This is a genomic window from Methylobacillus glycogenes JCM 2850 (assembly GCF_000617925.1).
Classification (GTDB): Bacteria; Pseudomonadota; Gammaproteobacteria; order Burkholderiales; family Methylophilaceae; genus Methylobacillus; species Methylobacillus glycogenes.
The window spans coordinates 24,634-44,725 of sequence record NZ_BAMT01000016.1 but is presented as its reverse complement, the minus strand read 5'-3'; the positions used below and the strand labels follow the sequence as shown (position 1 = coordinate 44,725).

The window sequence follows — 20,092 nt, the reverse complement described above, 5'->3', positions numbered from 1 at the left end:
GGTAACACTACGACAGGTAACACTACGACAGGTAACACTACGACAGGTAACACTACGACAGGTAACACTACGACAGGTAACACTACGACAGGTAACACCACGACAGGTAACACCACGACAGGTAACACCACGACAGGTAACACCACGACAGGTAACACCTCAACCGCTGATACTCCCGGGAGTAATCCTATTGTGATTTCTAGGCCCTCTCCTCAATTAAGTCTAGAATGTAGATAGGTATAAAATCTCAAAGGTGTTTTGTGTTAATTCTTGTGACCGGTGGTGCTGGATATATTGGTTCCCATGCAGTTGTGGAACTAATGCTGGCAGGATATGACGTTGTTGTGCTGGATAATCTTAGTAATAGCCATGGCGAAACCCTGCAAAATATCGGACGGATTGTGGGGCAGGAGGTGGTATTTACCCATGGAGATGTGCGAGACGAATCTTTATTAACTGCATTATTCGAGCAATATTCCTTTGATGCGGTGATGCATTTTGCCGGGTTGAAGGCGGTAGGTGAATCGGTGTCGCAACCCTTGCGGTACTATGAAAATAATGTAGCAGGCAGTTTGACTTTGTTGCGAGTGATGGATAAGTTCAACGTTCGTCAATTCGTCTTTAGTTCATCCGCAACTGTTTATGGCAACCCAGCTGTTGTGCCCGTGCCCGAGTCCTCCCCAATATCTACTACCAATCCCTACGGTGCTAGCAAGGCTATGGTCGAGGGGATATTGCGCGATCTATCTCACTCCGACCCTGAATGGCGTATTGCTATCTTGCGTTACTTCAATCCCGTAGGTGCGCATCCCAGTGGCTTAATAGGTGAGCATGCCAATGGTGTCCCTAATAATCTCATGCCCTATATTGCTCAAGTGGCTGCAGGGCAACGCGAATACCTTTCAGTGTTTGGCAGTGATTACGCTACGGTCGATGGTACTGGGGTGCGGGATTACATTCATGTTGTCGATCTGGTGATTGGACATCTGCGTGCGCTGGAGTTTATTGGCCAGAGTAAGGGGATTTTGACTTGTAATCTTGGCACGGGGCAAGGCTATAGTGTTTTGCAGATGCTCAAGGCTTTTGAGCTTGCCACTGGGCACAAGGTCCCATATCGATTGGTGGATAGGCGTCCGGGGGATGTCGATTCTTATTACGCCGACCCTGCTTATGCTGAGGAGGTGCTGGGGTGGCGGGCTGAGCGTAGCATAGTGCAAATGTGCCAGGATAGCTGGCGCTGGCAGCAGGTCCTGATACATTAGCTAGTATGTTCTGCAATGGTGCTTAAAGTTAGGAATTGATAGTTAATAGTGCGAGCAGCCCAGCCTATGTGTTGGGCTTTGTTGTTTTAAGGTGTTGATAATGAATAATATTTTTTAAATATAATCATTGGCCCACTTATTGCTAATCCCACTATGCCTTAACCTTTTTGGGAGATGCAATAATGAAACGCCTTGTAATGATGTGGTTTGTGGGTGTGTTGATGCTGGTAAGTATGACGGCGGCCAATGCGGCCACGGGGTTTGATGAGGTCGGCTATCTTTACGCTGACGACGGCTTGCCTAGTGATGCTGTCTTTTCTCACAGCCTTAATGCGGGTGTATATGAGTTGTCCTTGCTTGATTACCAGTTCCCGGTAGGTTTTGTTGCCGGTAGTTTTGGGATTGAGGTGTCCAAGGGTGCCACACTCATCAGCACTTTTTATGGTTCCGGCACCTTCCTGTTGCCAGAACTGACCTCGGGAACGTATCTCTTCACCGTATTTGGTAATGCCAACAATGGCATTGGTGTAGGTTCTTTCGGTTTTACGGTATCTGCCGTGCCAGAAGCTGACACTTGGGCCTTGCTGGTTGTCGGTATTGGTTTGCTCGTGGCGTACACCTCACGTCGTAAATCCCCTTCTATTTCTGAGAATATCTAAGGATCAGATCATGAAAAAACTTTTAAGTTTGGCCAAATGGTTCATGGTGGCAATTACCTTGTCGGGTAGCCTGGCAGTTCAGGCTGCTCCGGTATTTGAGGTGGATGCAGCCACGACAATTCCGGGTATTTATAAGTACAATGTGGCGTTGCTGGCTGGGGATTACACCCTGACGCTGGAAGACATTGATAGCAGCTTTTCATGGCTGGGCGTGACTGTGGGCAAGGGTGCTACGCAGTACGGCACGCTTAACCTGTTGGGCACCATTGATGAGGGCGTGCTGAGTTTCTCAGTGGCGAACACGGGTATTTATACCGCCCTAGTATTTGCGCAAGGCGGAATAGGCCCGATCAATCTGGTAATCAGCAGTGTGCCAGAGCCAGAGGCTATGGCGATGTTGATGGCAGGCTTGGGGTTGCTTGGCTTTGTGGCGCGCGTCGGCGTCAGCGTAGATGACCTTGACTTAAAGTCATTGTAAGATTCGTGGGAGCTTAGGCTCCCTTTTTGTTTTATCCCCAACATACTCTCAACTCATTTAAGGCTGTCGTGAGATATTTTTTGCTATTGAGTGTCTTGCTGTTCTCTCCGAGCGGATATGCAGAAGAGCCGATTTCATTGCGGCTGCAGAGCAAGGGGGGCTACCAATTGCAGCCCGCCAATGTGGCCGTGGTAGTCAATGAGGATAATCCCGATAGCGTCAAGGCCGGCGAGTATTATCTCAAGGTAAGAAACATCCCTGATATCAATCTGATCAAGGTGAATATTCCCGCTAGCCCAAAGAAAATCAGTGCGCAGGCTTTCAGCCAGTTGAAGCAGGAGATGGATGCTCAACTATTGCCTCAGCATCAGGTTGTGGTACTGATGTGGACCGCACCCTACGCTGTGGAATGTAATTCAATTACCGCAGCAATCACCATGGGCTACGATCCTGAACAGTGCGCGCGCACCTGTGCGCCATCAAAGCATGCCAGTCGCTATTTCAATTCCGAATCGCGATTACCTTTTACTGATATGGGCTATCGATTGTCCATGTTGTTGCCTGTCCAGTCCTTTGAGCTTGCCAAGGAGTTGATAGATAGGGGGGTGGCTAGTGATTACAGTGCGCCTGCTGCCACTGCTTATTACTTGACCACCAAGGATGTGAATCGCAGTAGCCGTTCTCCATTCTTCCCACCATCCGGGAAAGTGGCGCAACGCTACCTCGAAATCAAGAACCTAAAGGCCAACAGCATTCGCGATGTGCAGGACATCATGATTTACCAAACGGGATTGGTGAGTGTGCCAGATCTTGATACCCTAAAGTTTCTACCGGGTGCTTGGCAGACCATCTTACTTCTACTGGAGGGGATTTGCTCGGAACCCAGCAGATGAGCAGTTTGCGCTGGCTTTCTGCTGGTGCCACTGCCAGCTATGGCACAGTCAGCGAACCATGCAATTACTGGCAGAAATTCCCAAATTCAGCGGTATTGCTCAAATATTACCTGATGGGCGCTAGTGCGATAGAAGCTACTGGAAAAGCGTCGCCTGGCCAGTACAAGGCGTGTTTATCGGCGAGCCTTTGGCTTCACCTTATCGACGTTAGTGCTGCTTGTGAGCTTGTTGTGAGAAAGTTGGCCTGTATGCGATAATCCAGGCCTTGGTTTAGCACAGTTTTTCATAAAAGCCGTTATGCGGCTTTTGTTGTTTATTGGATAGGGATATATGCCAGTCATACGTTTGCCAGATGGTTCTGAACGCAAGTTCGAGGGGCCTGTCACTGTTGCTGATGTCGCCATGAATATTGGCGCAGGTCTTGCCCGTGCAGCCTTGGGTGGCAAGGTCAATGGCAAGGCGGTGGATACTTCTTATGAAATCACCACCGACGTCGATCTGGCGATCATCACTGACAAGGATAGTGATGGCTTGGAAATTATCCGTCACTCCACTGCGCATTTGCTGGCTCAGGCCGTCAAGCAGTTATTCCCCGATGCTCAGGTGACTATAGGGCCTGTGATCGAAAACGGTTTCTTCTACGATTTTTCCTATAAGCGTCCGTTTACGCCCGAAGACCTGCAAAAGATCGAGGCACGCATGCTGGAGCTGGCTAAACGCGATATTCCTGTCGTGCGTAGCGTCATGGCGCGCGATGCTGCTGTGGAGTATTTCAAATCCATAGGTGAGGAATACAAAGCCGAGATCATCGCTTCCATTCCGGCAGATCAAGAAATTTCGCTGTATACCCAGGATGATTTTACCGACCTCTGTCGTGGCACTCACGTGCCCTCGACTGGCAAGCTAAAGGCTTTTAAGCTGATGAAGGTGGCGGGTGCTTACTGGCGTGGTGATTCCAATAACGAAATGCTGCAACGCATCTATGGCACCGCCTGGGCCAAAAAAGATGAGCTCGAAGCTTATCTGCACATGCTGGAAGAGGCGGAAAAGCGTGATCACCGCAAGCTGGGGCGGCAGCTGGACTTCTTCCATATGCAGGATGAAGCGCCAGGCATGGTGTTCTGGCACCCACGTGGCTGGAGCATCTGGCAAGAAATTGAGCAGTACATGCGCAATATGTTCCGCGAGTACGGCTATCAAGAGGTGCGCACACCGACCATCATGGATCGCAGTCTTTGGGAAAAGTCCGGTCATTGGCAGAACTACCGGGACAATATGTTCACAACCGCGTCCGAAAACCGCGATTATGCAGTCAAGCCCATGAACTGTCCTGGCCATGTGCAGATTTATAACAACAGTTTGCACAGCTACCGCGATCTGCCTTTGCGCCTAGCCGAGTTTGGCTCTTGCCACCGCAATGAGCCTTCCGGTGCGCTGCACGGTTTGATGCGCGTGCGTGGCTTTACGCAGGATGACGCGCATATCTTCTGTACCGAGGCTCAAGTCAAGGACGAGGTGGCTGACTTCATCGTTATGCTTTACCGCGCGTATAAGGACTTTGGTTTTAATGATGTGCTGGTTAAGCTGTCTACCCGCCCAGAAAAGCGCGTAGGTTCCGATGAAGCCTGGGATAGGGCAGAAGAGTCCCTGGCTGCAGCTTTGCATCAGAACAATCTTGAGTATGAAATCCAGCCTGGTGAAGGCGCGTTCTACGGTCCCAAGATTGAGTTCACTCTGAAGGACAGTCTGGGTCGTCTCTGGCAATGCGGCACCATTCAGCTAGACCCCAACCTGCCGGAACGCTTGGGTGCGGAATATGTGGATGAAGACAACACCCGCAAGCACCCCGTGATGTTGCACCGCGCCATTGTGGGCTCCATGGAACGCTTCATTGGCATTCTCATTGAAAACTTTGCAGGCGCCATGCCCGCTTGGCTAGCCCCGGTGCAAGCTGTGGTGCTGAATATTAGCGATGGTCAGGCTGAGTATGTGAATACTGTGGTGGCTGAATTGAAGAAAAATGGTCTCAGGGTCGATTCAGACTTGAGAAATGAGAAAATAACCTATAAAATCCGCGAGCATAGCTTGCAGAAGCTGCCTTACCTGCTAGTAGCAGGTGAGCGCGAAATGCAAACTGGTCAAGTGGCCGTGCGTACTCGTAAGGGCGAAGATCTTGGTTCCATGTCAGTTAGCGCTTTCATTGAGCGCCTGAAAAACGATATTGAGAACAAGATTTAAGCTCTCCAGCGAGTAGCGCGGTCTCATTTTTTTGGCCTTTTATAATCTAGATAACAGGGGATTTTGCGATAGCACAAGACAAGGAAGTACGAATCAACGGTGACATTACTGCGCCGCAGATTCGTTTGGTTGGGGTGGAGGGCGAGCCTTTAGGTATCGTCACTCTGAACGAGGCTTTTGCCAAGGCGGAAGAAGCTGATATCGACTTGGTCGAGATCGCGCCGCAGGCGAGTCCTCCGGTTTGCCGCTTGATGGACTATGGTAAGTTCAAGTATGCCGAAAGCAAGCGCCAGCATGAAGCTAGGCTCAAGCAGAAGCAGGTCCAGGTTAAGGAAGTCAAATTCCGTCCTGGCACTGATGATGGCGATTACCAGGTCAAGCTGCGCAACCTGATCCGCTTCTTGAGTGAAGGGGATAAGGCCAAAATTACCTTGCGCTTCCGTGGTCGCGAAATCACACACCAGGAGCTTGGATTGGCGCTGTTGAAGCGCGTCGAGGCTGATCTGGCTGAACATGCGGTGGTAGAGCAGTTTCCCAAGATGGAAGGCCGCCAGATGGTGATGGTGTTATCACCACAAAAGAAAGCAAAGCCATAAGCCAATAGGCTGGTGGTTTGTGAGTAGAAGTAATGAGGTAGCGACGCGGCTTAAAGGCATGCCCGATCGCTCTTTAAATTCAATATCCTTTAGGAGCAAAAAATGCCAAAGATGAAGACCAAGAGCAGCGCTAAAAAGCGCTTCAAGTTCTTGGGAAATGGCAAGGTGAAGCGTACTCACTCTCACCTGCGTCATATCCTGACCAAGAAGACCACCAAGCAGAAGCGTAACCTGCGCGGCACGGCTATTATTTCCCCAACTGACGTCAAGCGCGTACGCGCCATGATGCCTACCCAGTAAAGGAGATATAAATGCCAAGAGTAAAACGTGGTGTTATCGCCCGTGCGCGTCACAAGAAGGTTCTGAACGCTGCCAAGGGTTACCGTGGTCGTCGTAAGAACGTCTATCGCATCGCCAAACAGGCGGTGATGAAGGCTGGTCAATATGCTTACCGTGACCGTCGTCAAAGAAAGCGTCAATTCCGCGCTCTGTGGATTGCACGTATCAATGCGGGTGCACGTGAGTATGGTTTGACCTACAGCCGTTTCATCAACGGTCTGAAGAAGTCTGCGGTTGAAGTTGACCGCAAGGTGCTGGCTGATCTGGCAGTGTTCGACAAACAGGCTTTTGCCAAGTTTGCAGAACTTGCTAAATCCGGTCTCGCCGCTGCCTAAGCAACAGCAATAAGAAAAGGAGGCCTAGTGCCTCCTTTTTTTTCCGGGTTTTTTCACTAGTTGCCATACGCTGTACAAGAACTAGCACAAGGCAATTAATGCAAGCATCCATGAGAGCAAGACAGATAACATGCAAAATCTCGATCACATTATCAGCGATGCCCAAAGCGACTTCTCGGCCTGTAACTCTATCGCCGAGCTGGAGCAAGCCAAGGCGCGTTATTTAGGCAAGAGTGGTAGCCTCACCGAGGCTATGAAGGGGCTGGGTAAGCTCAGCGCTGAAGAGCGCCCAGCGGCAGGCGCTGCCATCAACGTTGTCAAGCAACAGGTGGAAGCCGCGCTCAAGCAGAAGCGTGACGCTATTTTGGAGGCCGAGCAGGCTTTGCAATTGGCCAGCGAAGCCTTGGATGTGACCCTGCCTGCGCGGGCAAATGGTAGTGGTGGCTTACACCCTGTGACGCTGACGCTCAGGCGTGTGGAAGAGCTGTTCCGTTCCATAAGTTTTGAAGTGGCGGAAGGCCCAGAAATTGAATCTGACTTCTATAACTTCACCGCCCTCAATATCCCCGAGGATCACCCGGCACGCGCCATGCACGACACCTTCTATGTCGATGCACAACATGTGCTGCGTACCCATACTTCACCAGTGCAAGTGCACTACATGCAAAATAAGCAGCCACCGCTGAAAATTATTGCGCCTGGCAGAGTTTACCGAGTGGATTCTGATGCCACGCATTCGCCTATGTTCCACCAGGTAGAAGGTTTGTGGGTGGATGAGAACATCAGCTTTGCCAATCTTAAGGGCGTAGTGCAGGATTTCCTGCAGCGCTTCTTTGAGCGTGATGACCTGCAGGTGAGATTCCGTCCCTCCTTCTTCCCGTTTACCGAGCCTTCCGCCGAGATGGATATGAGCTGGGGCGATGGCTGGCTGGAGATAGGTGGTTGCGGCATGGTGCATCCCGAAGTGTTTGGCCATGTGGGCATAGATAGCGAAAAATATCGCGGCTTTGCCTTTGGTCTGGGCGTGGAGCGTCTGACCATGTTGCGCTACGGTGTTAACGACCTGCGACTGTTTTTCGAGAACGACCTGCGTTTTCTCAAACAGTTTGCCTAGCGCACCCCCAGGATAGAACGACCTACCAGGATAGAACGACAATATGCAATTCTCTGAACATTGCTGCGCCAATTTGTAAATCCTGCCATGGATAGCCAAGCCGTGAGCCATCTGCTCACCATGGCTGGGCTGGAAGTTGAAGAGCTTACCCCGGTTGCACCCGCTTTTACCAAAGTAGTGGTGGCGCAGATCGTCAGTGCTGAAAAACACCCTGATGCTGATCGCTTGCAGATTTGCAAAGTGGATGTCGGCCAAGGCGAGCTGCTGCAGATTGTCTGTGGTGCACCAAATGCCCGTGCTGGTTTGAAAGCCCCATGTGCCCTGGTGGGCGCAGAGCTGCCTGACTTCAAGATCAAACAAGCCAAAGTACGTGGCGTAGAATCCTTCGGCATGATGTGCTCTGCGAAAGAGCTGGGCATATCCCAAGAGGGCGAGGGCATACTGGAACTGTCCGAAAGCGCTGAGCTGGGCCAGGATATACGCGCACTGTTTGAGCTTGATGATCAGTTGCTGACACTCAAACTGACGCCTAACCGTACGGACTGCCTGAGCATCTTGGGCATAGCCCGAGACGTGGCGGCCCTGACCGGAGCGCCCTTGGCACAGCCAGAAATTGCTGTGCATACGGCCGCACATACCCAGCAGCGCGCGGTTCAGGTGAGAGAGCCTGAAGCTTGCCCACGCTATAGCGGCCGCTTGATTCTGGATGTGAATGCCCAGGCGCAAACGCCGGAATGGATGGTACGCAGGCTAGAGCGTAGCGGCATACGTAGTATCAGCGCCGTGGTGGATATCACCAACTACGTGCTGCTGGAGCTTGGCCAGCCTCTGCACGCCTTTGATGCAGATAAACTACAAGGCAATATACAAGTGCGTTATGCCCGTGCCGGGGAAGAGCTGCTTTTGCTCAACGAGCAAACCGTCAAGCTGGCAGATGACATGCTGGTGATCGCTGATGACAGTGGCCCACTGGCCCTGGCTGGCATCATGGGTGGAGAAAGCAGTGCTGTCAGTGATTACACTCGCAATATCTTCCTGGAAAGTGCTTACTTCGCGCCTGCTGCCATTGTCGGCAAGGCACGACGCCTGAATTTCTCTAGTGATTCCTCTTACCGCTTTGAGCGTGGTGTGGATTTTGCCAATACCTTGCAAGCGCTTGAGCGTGCCACCCAGTTGGTGCTGGAAATCTGCGGCGGACAAGTCGGGCCTGTTGTAGAGGTGCTGAATGCCTTGCCAGTACGTAAGCCAGTCAAGCTGCGCTTGGCCAAGCTTAATTCTGTGCTGGGGATCATACTCAATGCAGATACCGTCAGCGCACTGCTGCAACGCTTAAACTTCAGCTTTGTAGCGCTGGCGGACGGCTTCGAGGTTACGCCTCCAAGCTATCGCTTTGATATCGATATCGAAGAAGACCTCATAGAAGAAGTCGCACGCCTGCATGGCTACGACAACATCCCGGCTTTGCCACCTCAGGACAGCATTAACATGCTGCCTGCGCCTGAAGCCAGCCTGAGCCGTGACTTACTGCGTGACAAACTGACAGCACATGGTTACCAAGAAATCGTTAGCTATAGCTTTGTTGATGAACACTGGGAGCGTGATTTCCTCAATAACCCCCAGCCGATAAAACTGCAAAACCCGATTGCCAGCAATTTGAGTGTGATGCGCACTGGCTTGTGGGCAGGCTTGATGGAAACCCTGAGCTACAACCTCAACCGCAAGCAAGACAGGTTGCGCTTGTTCGAAGTAGGCTCAGCCTATTTTTCCGCTGAAAATGGCTACCGTGAAGTGGCACGTATTTCGGGTCTGGCTTATGGCCCAGCTGCACCAGAGCAGTGGGCGGCAGAAGCGCGTGACGTAGATTTCTTTGACGTCAAAGCCGAAGTGGATAGCCTGACTTCTGGGCGTGCGCAATATGTGGCTGCGCAGCACCCGGCGCTGCATCCCGGCCAGACTGCACAAGTGTTGCTGGATGGTCAGCCCGTAGGCTGGATAGGCAAGCTGCATCCCAAGTGGCTGCAGCATTATCAATTGCCGCGTAGCACCATACTGTTTGAACTGGATGTAGAGCCGCTGCTGCAACGCAAGGTCGCCTCCTACACCCAGGTGGCTAAGTTCCCTCCGGTGCGTAGAGATATTGCCGTGGTGGTCGATGAAAACACCCCAATACAGGCATTATTGGACACTATGTGGAGCAGTGGAAATAAGCTGCTGAACCACCTTGCCTTATTCGATGTTTACCGCGGCAAAGGCGTGCCTGAAGGCAAGAAAAGCCTTGCATTTCTTGTGCTTATGCAAGATACTCAAAAAACTTTGACGGATGCAGAAGCCGATGCCGTCGTGGCCGAATTGCTGGAATTATTGCACCAGCGACATGGTGCAGAATTAAGAAATTAAAATAAAGCGCTAAGAAATTAAAAAAGTAGTAGGGAAAGGTTGGGCATGACATTAACAAAAGCAGATTTGGCAGATTTATTGTTTGAACAAGTAGGTCTGAACAAGCGCGAAGCCAAAGATATGGTTGAAGCATTTTTTGAAGAGATACGCACCGCCTTGGAGTCTGGTGACAGTGTCAAGCTATCGGGGTTTGGTAATTTCGAGTTGCGTCAGAAGTCTGAACGTCCTGGCCGCAACCCCAAGACCGGAGAAGAAATCCCCATTACTGCACGTCGCGTTGTAACTTTCCATGCCAGCCAAAAGCTCAAAAGCAAGGTAGAGGAGGCTTATGCCGGAGCAAGCGCCTAAGGTTCAGCTCCCACCCATCCCCGCCAAGCGCTATTTCACCATCGGTGAAGTTAGCGACCTTTGCGGGGTGAAACCTCATGTCTTGCGTTACTGGGAACAAGAATTTACCCAGTTGAAACCCGTCAAGCGCAGGGGTAACCGTCGCTACTATCAGCACCATGAAGTGCTGTTGATCCGTCGTATCCGTGAACTGCTCTATGAGCAAGGTTTTACCATCAGTGGTGCCCGCAATCGTCTTGATGGCAATGCCGGCTTGGATCTCGTGCATGATCCAGTGGCTCAGGCTACAGATCACTCAACCGTTCATCCTGACGAGTTCTATGAGACCTCATCCACCACGCAACCGGGCTTTGACTTCAAAGGCCTGCGCCTAGAACTGCGTGCGGTGCTGGATTTGCTAACGCCATAGATTTTTCTTGGACAAGATTTGATATCTTGGTCTTGTCCTTGAATTTACTCCCTAGCTCTGGCTGTTTGATCCAGCGTAGGCTCAGCAAACAAAATCATCTTTCCTCTGTGACATTCTGGTGATATTGGTTATAATCTCGTTCTTGCTGCTTTGTACTGCAAAGCAGCCCGGTTCGGGGCGTAGCGCAGCCTGGTAGCGTACTTGCATGGGGTGCAAGGGGTCGTGTGTTCGAATCACACCGTCCCGACCAATAACATCAAATAGTGACGAGCATTCCCCCTCGTCCCAGTCTCAAAAGTACTAGAGCATGTTCTAATACTCGGTCTTTCAGTGGCATGCGCAGAATCATCTCTGATTCAGCCACAATCTCAACTTTATATACTCATCAGTCATAAGTTCATTAGTGTGAGCTTTTGTCACTAGTCTGTTGCCAAATTTAAGCTATCTCCAAGCTTGCCTTAGCCTTCACATGTCCGGCATAGGCATGTTTGAGGGGGCTAGCCCAGGCACTTCTAAAACTCGAACATTAAACCTTCTTCCGTCAAATTTGCGAAACGCAGAGCTATTCCCAAGGACAAACACTAGACTAGGGAGTATATTTATAAAAATATAGAGTTCAGTGAGGCTCTATGTTGCAAACAGCTGCCAGTTCAGCACAGTCATTAATAACGCTTGGAGGAGTGTAGTTATGAGTATTGAGATATTGAAGGGTTTGGGTATTAAGGTTCCGTACAAAAATAAATATGAGAACTTTATTGGTGGTAAATGGGTAGCTCCGGTGGATGGGGAATACTTTGATAACATCAGCCCCGTGACCGGTAAGGTGTTCTGCCAAGTACCTAGGTCCAATGAAAAAGATATCAATCTGGCGCTGGATGCGGCGCATGCGGCCAAGACTGCCTGGGGCAAGACATCTGGCACTGAGCGCTCCAATATCCTGCTCAAAATTGCTGACGCGATGGAAGCCAATCTGGAAGCCATTGCCACTGCTGAAACCATAGATAACGGCAAGCCCATACGCGAGACCATGGCGGCAGACATTCCTCTGGCCATCGATCATTTCCGCTATTTTGCGGGCTGTATCCGCGCACAAGAAGGCGGTATTAGTGAAATTGATCACAATACCATCGCGTACCATTTCCATGAGCCCTTAGGTGTAGTCGGTCAAATCATTCCCTGGAATTTCCCTATTCTAATGGCTGCCTGGAAGTTGGCACCCGCATTGGCAGCGGGCAACTGTATTGTCATGAAGCCCGCAGAACAAACGCCTGCTTCTATTTTGGTGGTGATGGAAATCATTGGCCATCTGTTGCCTGATGGCGTGCTGAATGTGGTCAACGGTCATGGTGTTGAGGCGGGTAAAGCCTTGGCGACCAGCCCACGCATTGCCAAGATTGCCTTCACAGGCTCTACTTCTGTTGGCCGCTTGATCATGCAATATGCCAGCCAAAGCCTAATCCCGGTGACGCTTGAGCTGGGTGGCAAATCGCCTAATATCTTCTTTGAAGATGTGATGGATAAGGACGATGCCTACTTTGATAAGTGCCTGGAAGGCTTTGCCTTGTTCGCGCTGAATCAAGGCGAGGTTTGCACCTGCCCAAGCCGTGCCTTGATCCAGGAATCCATTTATGAGCGCTTTATTGAGCGTGCTATCAAGCGCGTCAAGGCGATCAAGCAAGGTAGCCCGCTGGACAGCGGCACCATGATTGGTGCGCAGGCGTCCAGCGAGCAGGTGGAAATCATTATGTCCTACATCAAGCTGGGTCAGGAAGAAGGCGCCCAACTACTGACTGGCGGCAAGGCCAATAAGCTGAGTGGTGACCTGAGCGATGGCTACTATATTGAGCCTACCGTGTTCAAGGGCCATAACAAAATGCGCATTTTCCAGGAAGAAATCTTTGGTCCGGTATTGGCCGTGACCACCTTCAAGGACGAAGCTGAAGCGCTGGAAATTGCCAATGACACCATGTACGGCCTAGGTGCTGGTGTTTGGACTCGCGATGGTAGCCGTGCATTCCGTGTAGGTCGTGGCGTGCAGGCTGGTCGTGTTTGGACAAATTGCTACCATCTCTATCCTGCCCATGCAGCCTTTGGTGGTTATAAGCAATCAGGTATTGGGCGTGAAAACCACAAGATGATGCTTGATCACTATCAGCAGACGAAAAACCTTTTGGTGAGCTATAGCCTGATGCACTGGGTTTCTTCTAACACTAATAATATGAAGTGAAAATAGGTCTGGATTTGTTCACAAATCCAGACCTTTATTTTTATGGGTTAACGTGGCCACTGTTGCTGCTCAGGGGAGGAGCTGATCCAGTACGGATCAGTATGTTGAGTGTTTAATGTGCAGGGTGAATATTATGCTGAAAAGGAAATTTTTGTTGTTGATGGTCGCTTTGCTTGGATTAAGCCAAGGAGAGCTAGTGATGGCAGCCGAGTTTGCTTCTTGTGTGGGAGTTCAGGAAGAAGGAGTTGAGCTCAACTGTGCGGTGCAGGATCGCAATGGCAATCCCTTGAATGTTCCTGAGCGGTCAATAGGTGCAATGTATGGAATGGGTTGGCGATTGATTCAAGTGGTTAAAAGCGTCAGAGATAACAACCAGAACACCAAGAAAATCAATGTGAACATTTTTTATTTCGACAGACCTTAATGCCTCAAGCTTTACTACCCCGCATCATGCCGGGGTAGTAGCAACGCCAATGCGGGTGCTGTAACACCAAGTAAGTCCCAAGTCCCAAGTCCCAAGTCCCAAGTCCCAAGTCCCAAGTCCCAAATTATTAGTAAAATAAAAGACAAATTGGTATTGTTTTTTTTGATACGCGTCTTTAATATCCAACAAATTGACAATTAAATATTTCCGTCTAGCTTTGGTTATTGTGGCTTTGATATTTGTTGTTGATTTTATTGATGTTTTTATTGATAAGAAAATTCGTCGCAAATATGACAATTAGGTTAATAGTAAAAATACTGTATTTGAGTCTGTTTGCTGGATCGCTGACAGGGTGTGCTCATGCCCTTGGAAAAAGCAAATCAGAGGATTTGGTGGGCTTGCTGGCCGATTCAAAATCTAAGAGTGGCGTCACTGAGGAGCAAGCAGCGTATTTGGAGAAGTACTTATACCGTCATTCAGCTATTGATGAAGTGGACGATTATTTTATTCGAGATGCTGATTATCCCTTTGCAAAATCAATAGAGGATGCGGTCAGTTTTCAAAAAAATATCTTGATAAAATTGAAAGAAAAGAACAGAAAGATATCAATGTAAGTGAAAAAATAAAAAACAATTTCTATCAAAATATTCAAGCAATAAAATCGGCAGTTTCAGTGAGATATATCAATAAGAAAACCCGTATTGATGAAGATGGAAACGAAATTTTATCTTTGATTATTTGGATGGAAAACAATTCGGGAAAAGATGTTCATCAAGTCCGGGGAAAAATGCTAATGATGACCAATGATGGTATGGAAGCAGCAACATTGAAAATTAATAGCCATCAAGTGATTCGAAGTGGATCAGCATCATTATGGAAAGGAAGTTTTTCTTTAGACACGAATTTGAACGGGTTGGTAAACAGAAGGTTAGCAAAGATTTCAGATAAAGATTTAAAAGGAATTTGGGTGCCAGAATTGATTCTTTTCTCAGATAAAAGTCGTCTGCAAATTTCTGAGTAAAAATTGCACATAAGGGGATAAATTTATTATTTATAAATAATGATGATTTTATCTTTTAATGCGGCAATTTTTTATGTTGGTGTAATTGCTGTATGAGTAAATTTTAATGGTTAAAGGGAGATTTACATGAATAATCCAAAGCTGAGTGTGGTGGCCCTCGCGGTGTTGTCAGTGATTAATGCAGGTGTAGCTGTAGCTGCAACTGCTAACGAGGGTTATAAACAATTAATTAATGTTTCGGACCGTGCTGTAGATGATGGGATTGCAGGAAGCGGTAAGTATCCGCGCAAGACTTTTTATAAAGACCGCCATTACGTCATACCAGAAGGTTTGGAGATTGGCTCTTATTATGCCACTTGGGGTGGTTATCCAGGGCGTGATTATCGCCCTCACCAAGTACCAGTTGAGCGGTTAAATACCATTTATGTGGCATTCGCTGGTATTTGCGGTGAAAACCCGGGTGCTAATGAAGGTGGCGCGGGTTTACGAACGGCTTGTTCGGGCCTGCATGCTGCAGAAAATGGCGCTTACTTCTTACCCGGTCTAGATAAACTGCAAGATGGTGAAGTGAGTTTTGTCGATGACACCTGGGGGCTGCTTGATAAAGCCTTTGATGGCCCAGCAGATAAATACTCACATTTTGCCGGCATGATGGATTGGAAAAGACGCAATCCAAACTTGAAAGTGATCTGGTCGGTTGGCGGCTGGAGCTACAACCGGGGATAAATGGGTGTTATTTGAGGAGCAGCGGCTGTCAGGTTTCATCAGTGTCAGAAACTGGCGCGCTGGAGATGCCTATCCAATGATAGGCATGATCGTCAAATATCTTGAAAGAGATTGGGTCAATCTGCGCCCCGTGTTGTTTGATGGCACCATGCCTCCTTCGTCCAATGCCTGGGAGTTGTTGAACAAAAAAGATTCAGGCACTTCTGCTGCCTTGGGGGCAGCGGTCAGCGAAACCGATGTGCAATGGCAACAAGCGCGCAACTACAACATCATAGGCACGGTGGTGACATTCAACGGTCTTAAATATAGAAGCCTGATTGAAGTCACTGGAGGCAACCCGCCGCCTTATAACCAGCAGGCTTGGCAGCTATTATCCGACCTCAAGACGGCTGGTACCACATTGATGCCGTTAACCACCGAAGCAAAATCATCCGCCGAATGGAACCCGCAAACCATCTATGACACCCGCGGGGCGGTAGTGAGGTATATGGGGCAGGACTGGACCAATAGCTACTGGACTCAGAAAGATGTGCCTGGGGAAAGTCTGGTCTGGCAGCCATTGGTCATTGCAGATGAGGCTGCATGGAACAGATATATTATTTACGACAACACGCGTACTTATACCGTTTTGTACAAAGCCAAGCTTTATAAAAATCAGTATCGGACGCAAGGAGATGAGCCTGGCGTTTCATCTGCATGGTTGGAAGTCACCAGTTATGCAGATATCAACGGCGCAAATTGGTCAGCTACTTCGCAATACACTGCCCCCAGAATGAAAGCCAAACACAATGGACGTACCTGGTATAACCTCTGGCCAACCACTGGGCAAGAGCCAGGCGCGAGCGGCGTGTGGCAACCTGAGACATTGTTGGATGAAGAGCCTTGGAGCCAGTTTGTTATTTACGACTATAAAAGCCGAGGTGAGCCTGAGCGCAATTACCGGGTTACCTATCAGGGTAGGGTATGGGTACAAAGCTGGTGGACACAGGGCGATACCCCCGGTGTGAATGATGCATGGAAGCCTTATGTCGCCAATACCACGCATGTGAATGGCAATGAATGGCAAGCAGAACGCATTTACTCCAGCCCCAATATGATTGTGACCTGGCCTGCGACGGGCAGTACGCGAGAATGGTATAACCGCTTCTCAACTAAAGGCGACACCCCAGGGCAAAATCCGGTATGGCAACCAGTGACCATTCTTGATGGTGAGGCTTGGAACACAAATGTGATTTATGATGCTTCTGCACGTGGAGAATCCAAGCGCAACTATGTTGTCACATACAATGGTCAGCGCTGGACAAATCAATGGTATTCACAAGGTGATCAGCCAGGAGTCTCCAGTGTCTGGCAATCGCTGGACAAAAAACCATAGAGTATCCATTGTCACCTCGTGGTCTAAGGGGCAATGGCTTAGCCCCTTGGAGGAAATATGAGTGTGAGCCGTATTGTTGCAAGTCCCTCAGCATCTGCCTTGATTGATGAGTTGAGGGCCCGCCATGGTGATTTGATGTTTCACCAATCCGGTGGCTGTTGTGAGGGTAGTGCCCCGATGTGCCTGAAGGATGGAGAGTTCTTGCTTGGCACTTCAGACGTCAAGGTTGGCGTGGTGCATGGCGTGCCCTACTATATGAACAAGACCCAGTTTGAATATTGGGAACACACGCATCTGACCTTGGATGCTATCCCCGGACACGGCGGCATGTTTTCCTTGGAGCAAGCCACAGGCAAACATTTTTTAATCCGCTCCCGCTTGTTTACCGATGACGAAGCGCAAGACCTGGAACCGGTGCAAGCTTGTGGCTAAAAGCTGCTGGGATGCAGGAAGCGTTTGCGAAGCGGTGGCTGCACTACATTATATGGTTTGCCATTACTTAGAATGCCAAGTAATTAAGCAGTAGCTTTACTTCTTGTTAGATGTTGTCGCATGCGATGACTTGCATCTGCAGGCTGGCAATTTGCCACTATGCATTTTGCCACTCAAAGCGATTCCAGAAACCGCAACAAAGCCTGCCTATCCTCATCTGGCATAGTCCGCACTTGCTCTTTAGAGGCTTCTGCCTCACCGCCGTGCCAGAGTATGGCTTCCAGCAAGCTTCGTGCACGGCCATCGTGCAAAAAGCCCACCTGCTCATCCACCTTTTGCGCCAAGCCTATGCCCCACAAAGGCGGCGTGCGCCATTCACGACCACTGGCCTGGAAATCCGGGCGGCCATCGGCCAATTCCGGCCCCATATCGTGCAGTAGTAAATCGGTATAAGGCGCAATCTGCTGATGACTCAGCGCGCTCAAGCCAGGAAAGTCCCCGGTCTGTAATACTGGTTGGTGGCAGGCCGCACACATGGCGCGTTCAAACACCTGCTTGCCGCGCATAACCATGGCATCACCCGCTTGGCGTTGTTTGGGTACGGCGAGTGCCAATTGATACATTGTCATTTGCTGTAACTGGCTGGCGTTGATCTCTGGGGCAACTGTCTGAGCTGCCTGCTGGCAATCACGCTGCTTTGGTGCGCAATTACCATGGGGAAACACGCTGGAGCTTAGGCCCATATCGCCCGAGAGTGCGCTCGCGGTCTGCTGACGCAAGCTAGGGACATTGGCTTTCCAGCCAAAGCGTCCCAGGCTTATTTTCTTAGCTTCTTCATCCCACACCCAGTTGGGGCGGCCTTTGATTTTGCCGGGCTTGGTTTGGGCTGCCAGCGTCAGGATAGTTTTTTCCTCTATCGCTTGTAGCAGGCCCATGCCATAAATGGCAGGCGCAATTCTGAGCGAGGTTTGAATATTCTTGGGTAATGGGCCATAAGCCAGCTCAGTGAAACGCAGCTGGGGTTTGCGCAAGCTGACATTCTGGCCGTTAGCTAGGCTTACCGTATGCTCGCTATAGCTCAGGCTGGCTCTACCCTCGGCCACTACGCTAGGCGCACCATACTCTTGCAATTGATCGCCATAAAAAGGGTGGGGCAGAGGCGCACCGCTCAGGGTTTTGCCCGGGATGCTAAGCCGCACCAACATGGCGCGCATGGACTCATGCTCGTTAGTTGGAGCAAAGCCACGGCCATTCTTGGCGTGGCAGGCTATGCAGGAGTTACGGTTGTAAAGCGGGCCCAGGCCCTGAATCTCGCTATCTAGTGCTGGGCCGATAATCCAGCTTTGTCGCACCAGTGTGCGGCCCTGCATAAAGTCGCGCAGCTCATCCTCGCTTAATGGGCTGATGGGTTGGCTATAGGCTTCCCGGCTTTCTAGCGCGGTATATACCTGGCTTTCCTGGCTCAGGGCCAGTGTGGTAAGCATCGGGCTGGGCAGCAATATCAGAAAAACAAGCGCGCGCCATACGCTTTTGCTGGCTTGCTTCAAGGCTGTGCCAGAATGCGCGCAGCTTCTGCATAGCGTTGCTGCATTTGCAGTTGCCAGGCCTGGATTTGTGCCTTGTCCGGGCTGGTGATTTCGGTACTCGACTCGGTATCAATAGGCTCAGGAATAGGCAAGGTTTGCAGCAATGCCCTGGCTTTCAGCACTTGTGGCGCATCAGCCCCCAGCTTCTGCGTGGCGGCAGTCAATTGCTCATAGCTATATTGTAGCTGGGCGATATTGAGGCTGATGATGGCATCGAACAAAGCATTGGTGAGTTCTTGTCGTGCCAGGCCTTTTTTACTGTCGTAGATAAAGCCTATGTTGCTGGCGTAAGGGTTGTAATAATCGGCTGGCTTGTAGGCATAGGCGGAAGGCCGTACCGGCAATTTGCGCACATCAGGATGAAACAGCAAGCGCTGGCCAGCTTCAGATAACACAAAGTCTCTGAACGCCCGTGCACCTTCAACGTTAGCCGCCTGGCGCATGATGGCAATATGGGCAGGGGAGTAAGCCGTAATCTCCGGGTAAACAAACTGCAGCGGGGCACCATTGGCGATGGCCGAGGCGGTAAAGAAATCAATGGTCAGTCCTGCCAGCAGCCGACCATTCGCGACATCATCGCTGATAAAAGTAGCGCCACTGGTGACCAACTCGGCATTGGCGGCCAAAGCTTGCAGCAAATTCCAGCCAGCCTGCCAACCATAACCTTGCAACAGAATATCAATCAAAGGCGGCGCATAGCCCACCTTGGAGGGTATAGGCAAACCTATCTTGCCGTGGTAGCCAGCTGCGGTCAGATCCTGCCAAGTGCTAGGTGATGGCAGCCCTTGCGCTTGTATAGCCTTGGGGTTGATGGCCATGCCATAACCTGCTATTTCGCTGGCGATGTAATGGCTGCTGCGCAAGGGGTAGCCGTGCAGCTGCTCAGGCAAACCTGTGAGGTCAAGGTCTAGCGGCGCCAGGGCCTGCATGTGCTCAAGCTGCGCAAAGTTGCGTTGTGCTGGAGTCCAATACACATCTACTGGCTGTGGCGGCTGTTTGAAATAGGCCATGGCATCCCGCGATTGACGCCAGAGCACTTCCAGTTTGTATTGCGGGTATTGCTGTTCAAAAGCCGCCTCGAAGGTGGAGACAACTTCTTGCGGATAACTGGTCATGACCACAACCTTGCTGCTTTCCGCGTATAGGGCTTGGCTGCCTAGTAGCAGCCCAGCCAGTAAAAATGAGGTGAGCCAGCGCAATGCTGCCTTGATAGTAAGTGCGCTGGGCATGGTG

18 protein-coding genes, 1 tRNA gene and 3 pseudogenes are annotated in these 20,092 nt (G+C 50.2%); 20 read left to right on the top strand and 2 right to left on the bottom strand.

Going from position 1 to position 20,092, the window contains the following annotated elements:
• Positions 1-260: 260 nt before the first annotated feature.
• The 20 genes and pseudogenes from galE (at position 261) to JCM2850_RS14990 (ending at position 17,273) form a co-directional block, all read left to right on the top strand.
• A complete protein-coding gene (galE, locus tag JCM2850_RS15085) occupies positions 261-1,262 on the top strand; it encodes a UDP-glucose 4-epimerase GalE (protein WP_025872962.1) in 1,002 nt (333 codons plus the stop codon).
• A gap of 182 nt (positions 1,263-1,444) precedes the next feature.
• On the top strand, positions 1,445-1,921 hold the full coding sequence (locus JCM2850_RS15080; RefSeq protein ID WP_148301307.1) for a hypothetical protein: 477 nt from the start codon (positions 1,445-1,447) through the stop codon (positions 1,919-1,921).
• 10 nt (positions 1,922-1,931) lie between these two features.
• Complete coding sequence (locus JCM2850_RS15075) at positions 1,932-2,399, top strand: PEP-CTERM sorting domain-containing protein (protein ID WP_025872958.1); 468 nt, start codon at positions 1,932-1,934, stop codon at positions 2,397-2,399.
• Between the two features lie 68 nt (positions 2,400-2,467).
• Positions 2,468-3,549 (top strand): annotated as a pseudogene (locus JCM2850_RS19835) (TIGR03790 family protein).
• Between the two features lie 73 nt (positions 3,550-3,622).
• On the top strand, positions 3,623-5,530 hold the full coding sequence (gene thrS / locus JCM2850_RS15065) for a threonine--tRNA ligase (protein WP_025872956.1): 1,908 nt from the start codon (positions 3,623-3,625) through the stop codon (positions 5,528-5,530).
• 50 nt (positions 5,531-5,580) lie between these two features.
• The gene (gene infC / locus JCM2850_RS15060; RefSeq protein WP_081775105.1) at positions 5,581-6,126 is read left to right on the top strand and encodes a translation initiation factor IF-3; all 546 of its coding nucleotides are present in this window, start codon (positions 5,581-5,583) and stop codon (positions 6,124-6,126) included.
• A gap of 102 nt (positions 6,127-6,228) precedes the next feature.
• Positions 6,229-6,426: a 50S ribosomal protein L35 gene (gene rpmI, locus JCM2850_RS15055; RefSeq protein ID WP_025872951.1), complete on the top strand. Its 198-nt coding sequence runs from the start codon at positions 6,229-6,231 to the stop codon at positions 6,424-6,426.
• 11 nt (positions 6,427-6,437) lie between these two features.
• Positions 6,438-6,800 carry a 50S ribosomal protein L20 gene (rplT, locus tag JCM2850_RS15050; protein WP_011480221.1) on the top strand — a complete coding sequence of 121 codons (363 nt, stop codon included), beginning with the start codon at positions 6,438-6,440 and terminating at the stop codon, positions 6,798-6,800.
• 130 nt (positions 6,801-6,930) lie between these two features.
• On the top strand, positions 6,931-7,914 hold the full coding sequence (gene pheS / locus JCM2850_RS15045; protein WP_025872948.1) for a phenylalanine--tRNA ligase subunit alpha: 984 nt from the start codon (positions 6,931-6,933) through the stop codon (positions 7,912-7,914).
• A gap of 43 nt (positions 7,915-7,957) precedes the next feature.
• Positions 7,958-10,311, top strand: a pseudogene (gene pheT, locus JCM2850_RS19830) (phenylalanine--tRNA ligase subunit beta).
• Positions 10,312-10,356: 45 nt separating this feature from the next.
• Positions 10,357-10,659: an integration host factor subunit alpha gene (locus JCM2850_RS15035; RefSeq protein WP_025872945.1), complete on the top strand. Its 303-nt coding sequence runs from the start codon at positions 10,357-10,359 to the stop codon at positions 10,657-10,659.
• Positions 10,640-11,068 (top strand): MerR family transcriptional regulator, encoded by a 429-nt coding sequence (locus JCM2850_RS15030; RefSeq protein ID WP_025872943.1) that lies wholly within the window; start codon positions 10,640-10,642, stop codon positions 11,066-11,068. The genes JCM2850_RS15035 and JCM2850_RS15030 overlap by 20 nt, the downstream gene beginning before the upstream one ends.
• A 173-nt stretch (positions 11,069-11,241) precedes the next feature.
• Positions 11,242-11,318, top strand: a tRNA-Pro gene (locus JCM2850_RS15025).
• A gap of 438 nt (positions 11,319-11,756) precedes the next feature.
• Positions 11,757-13,276, top strand: a pseudogene (gene exaC, locus JCM2850_RS19825) (acetaldehyde dehydrogenase ExaC).
• A gap of 218 nt (positions 13,277-13,494) precedes the next feature.
• Positions 13,495-13,719 (top strand): hypothetical protein, encoded by a 225-nt coding sequence (locus JCM2850_RS15015; RefSeq protein WP_148301306.1) that lies wholly within the window; start codon positions 13,495-13,497, stop codon positions 13,717-13,719.
• A 323-nt stretch (positions 13,720-14,042) separates the two neighbouring features.
• On the top strand, positions 14,043-14,333 hold the full coding sequence (locus JCM2850_RS15010) for a hypothetical protein (protein WP_148301305.1): 291 nt from the start codon (positions 14,043-14,045) through the stop codon (positions 14,331-14,333).
• A gap of 59 nt (positions 14,334-14,392) precedes the next feature.
• Entirely contained in the window at positions 14,393-14,740 is a 348-nt protein-coding gene (locus JCM2850_RS15005; protein WP_025872937.1) for a hypothetical protein, read from the top strand.
• Positions 14,741-14,866: 126 nt separating this feature from the next.
• Positions 14,867-15,466, top strand: a complete 600-nt coding sequence (locus JCM2850_RS15000; RefSeq protein ID WP_025872935.1) for a glycosyl hydrolase family 18 protein — start codon at positions 14,867-14,869, stop codon at positions 15,464-15,466.
• 4 nt (positions 15,467-15,470) lie between these two features.
• Positions 15,471-16,841 (top strand): hypothetical protein, encoded by a 1,371-nt coding sequence (locus tag JCM2850_RS14995; protein WP_025872934.1) that lies wholly within the window; start codon positions 15,471-15,473, stop codon positions 16,839-16,841.
• A 57-nt stretch (positions 16,842-16,898) separates the two neighbouring features.
• Positions 16,899-17,273: a DUF779 domain-containing protein gene (locus tag JCM2850_RS14990; protein ID WP_025872932.1), complete on the top strand. Its 375-nt coding sequence runs from the start codon at positions 16,899-16,901 to the stop codon at positions 17,271-17,273.
• Between the two features lie 173 nt (positions 17,274-17,446).
• On the opposite strand, the gene JCM2850_RS14985 is transcribed toward JCM2850_RS14990, so the two are convergent.
• Positions 17,447-18,757 carry a di-heme oxidoreductase family protein gene (locus tag JCM2850_RS14985; protein ID WP_036266420.1) on the bottom strand — a complete coding sequence of 437 codons (1,311 nt, stop codon included), beginning with the start codon at positions 18,755-18,757 and terminating at the stop codon, positions 17,447-17,449.
• A 59-nt stretch (positions 18,758-18,816) separates the two neighbouring features.
• Positions 18,817-20,088: an ABC transporter substrate-binding protein gene (locus JCM2850_RS14980; RefSeq protein WP_025872928.1), complete on the bottom strand. Its 1,272-nt coding sequence runs from the start codon at positions 20,086-20,088 to the stop codon at positions 18,817-18,819.
• Positions 20,089-20,092: the final 4 nt, after the last annotated feature.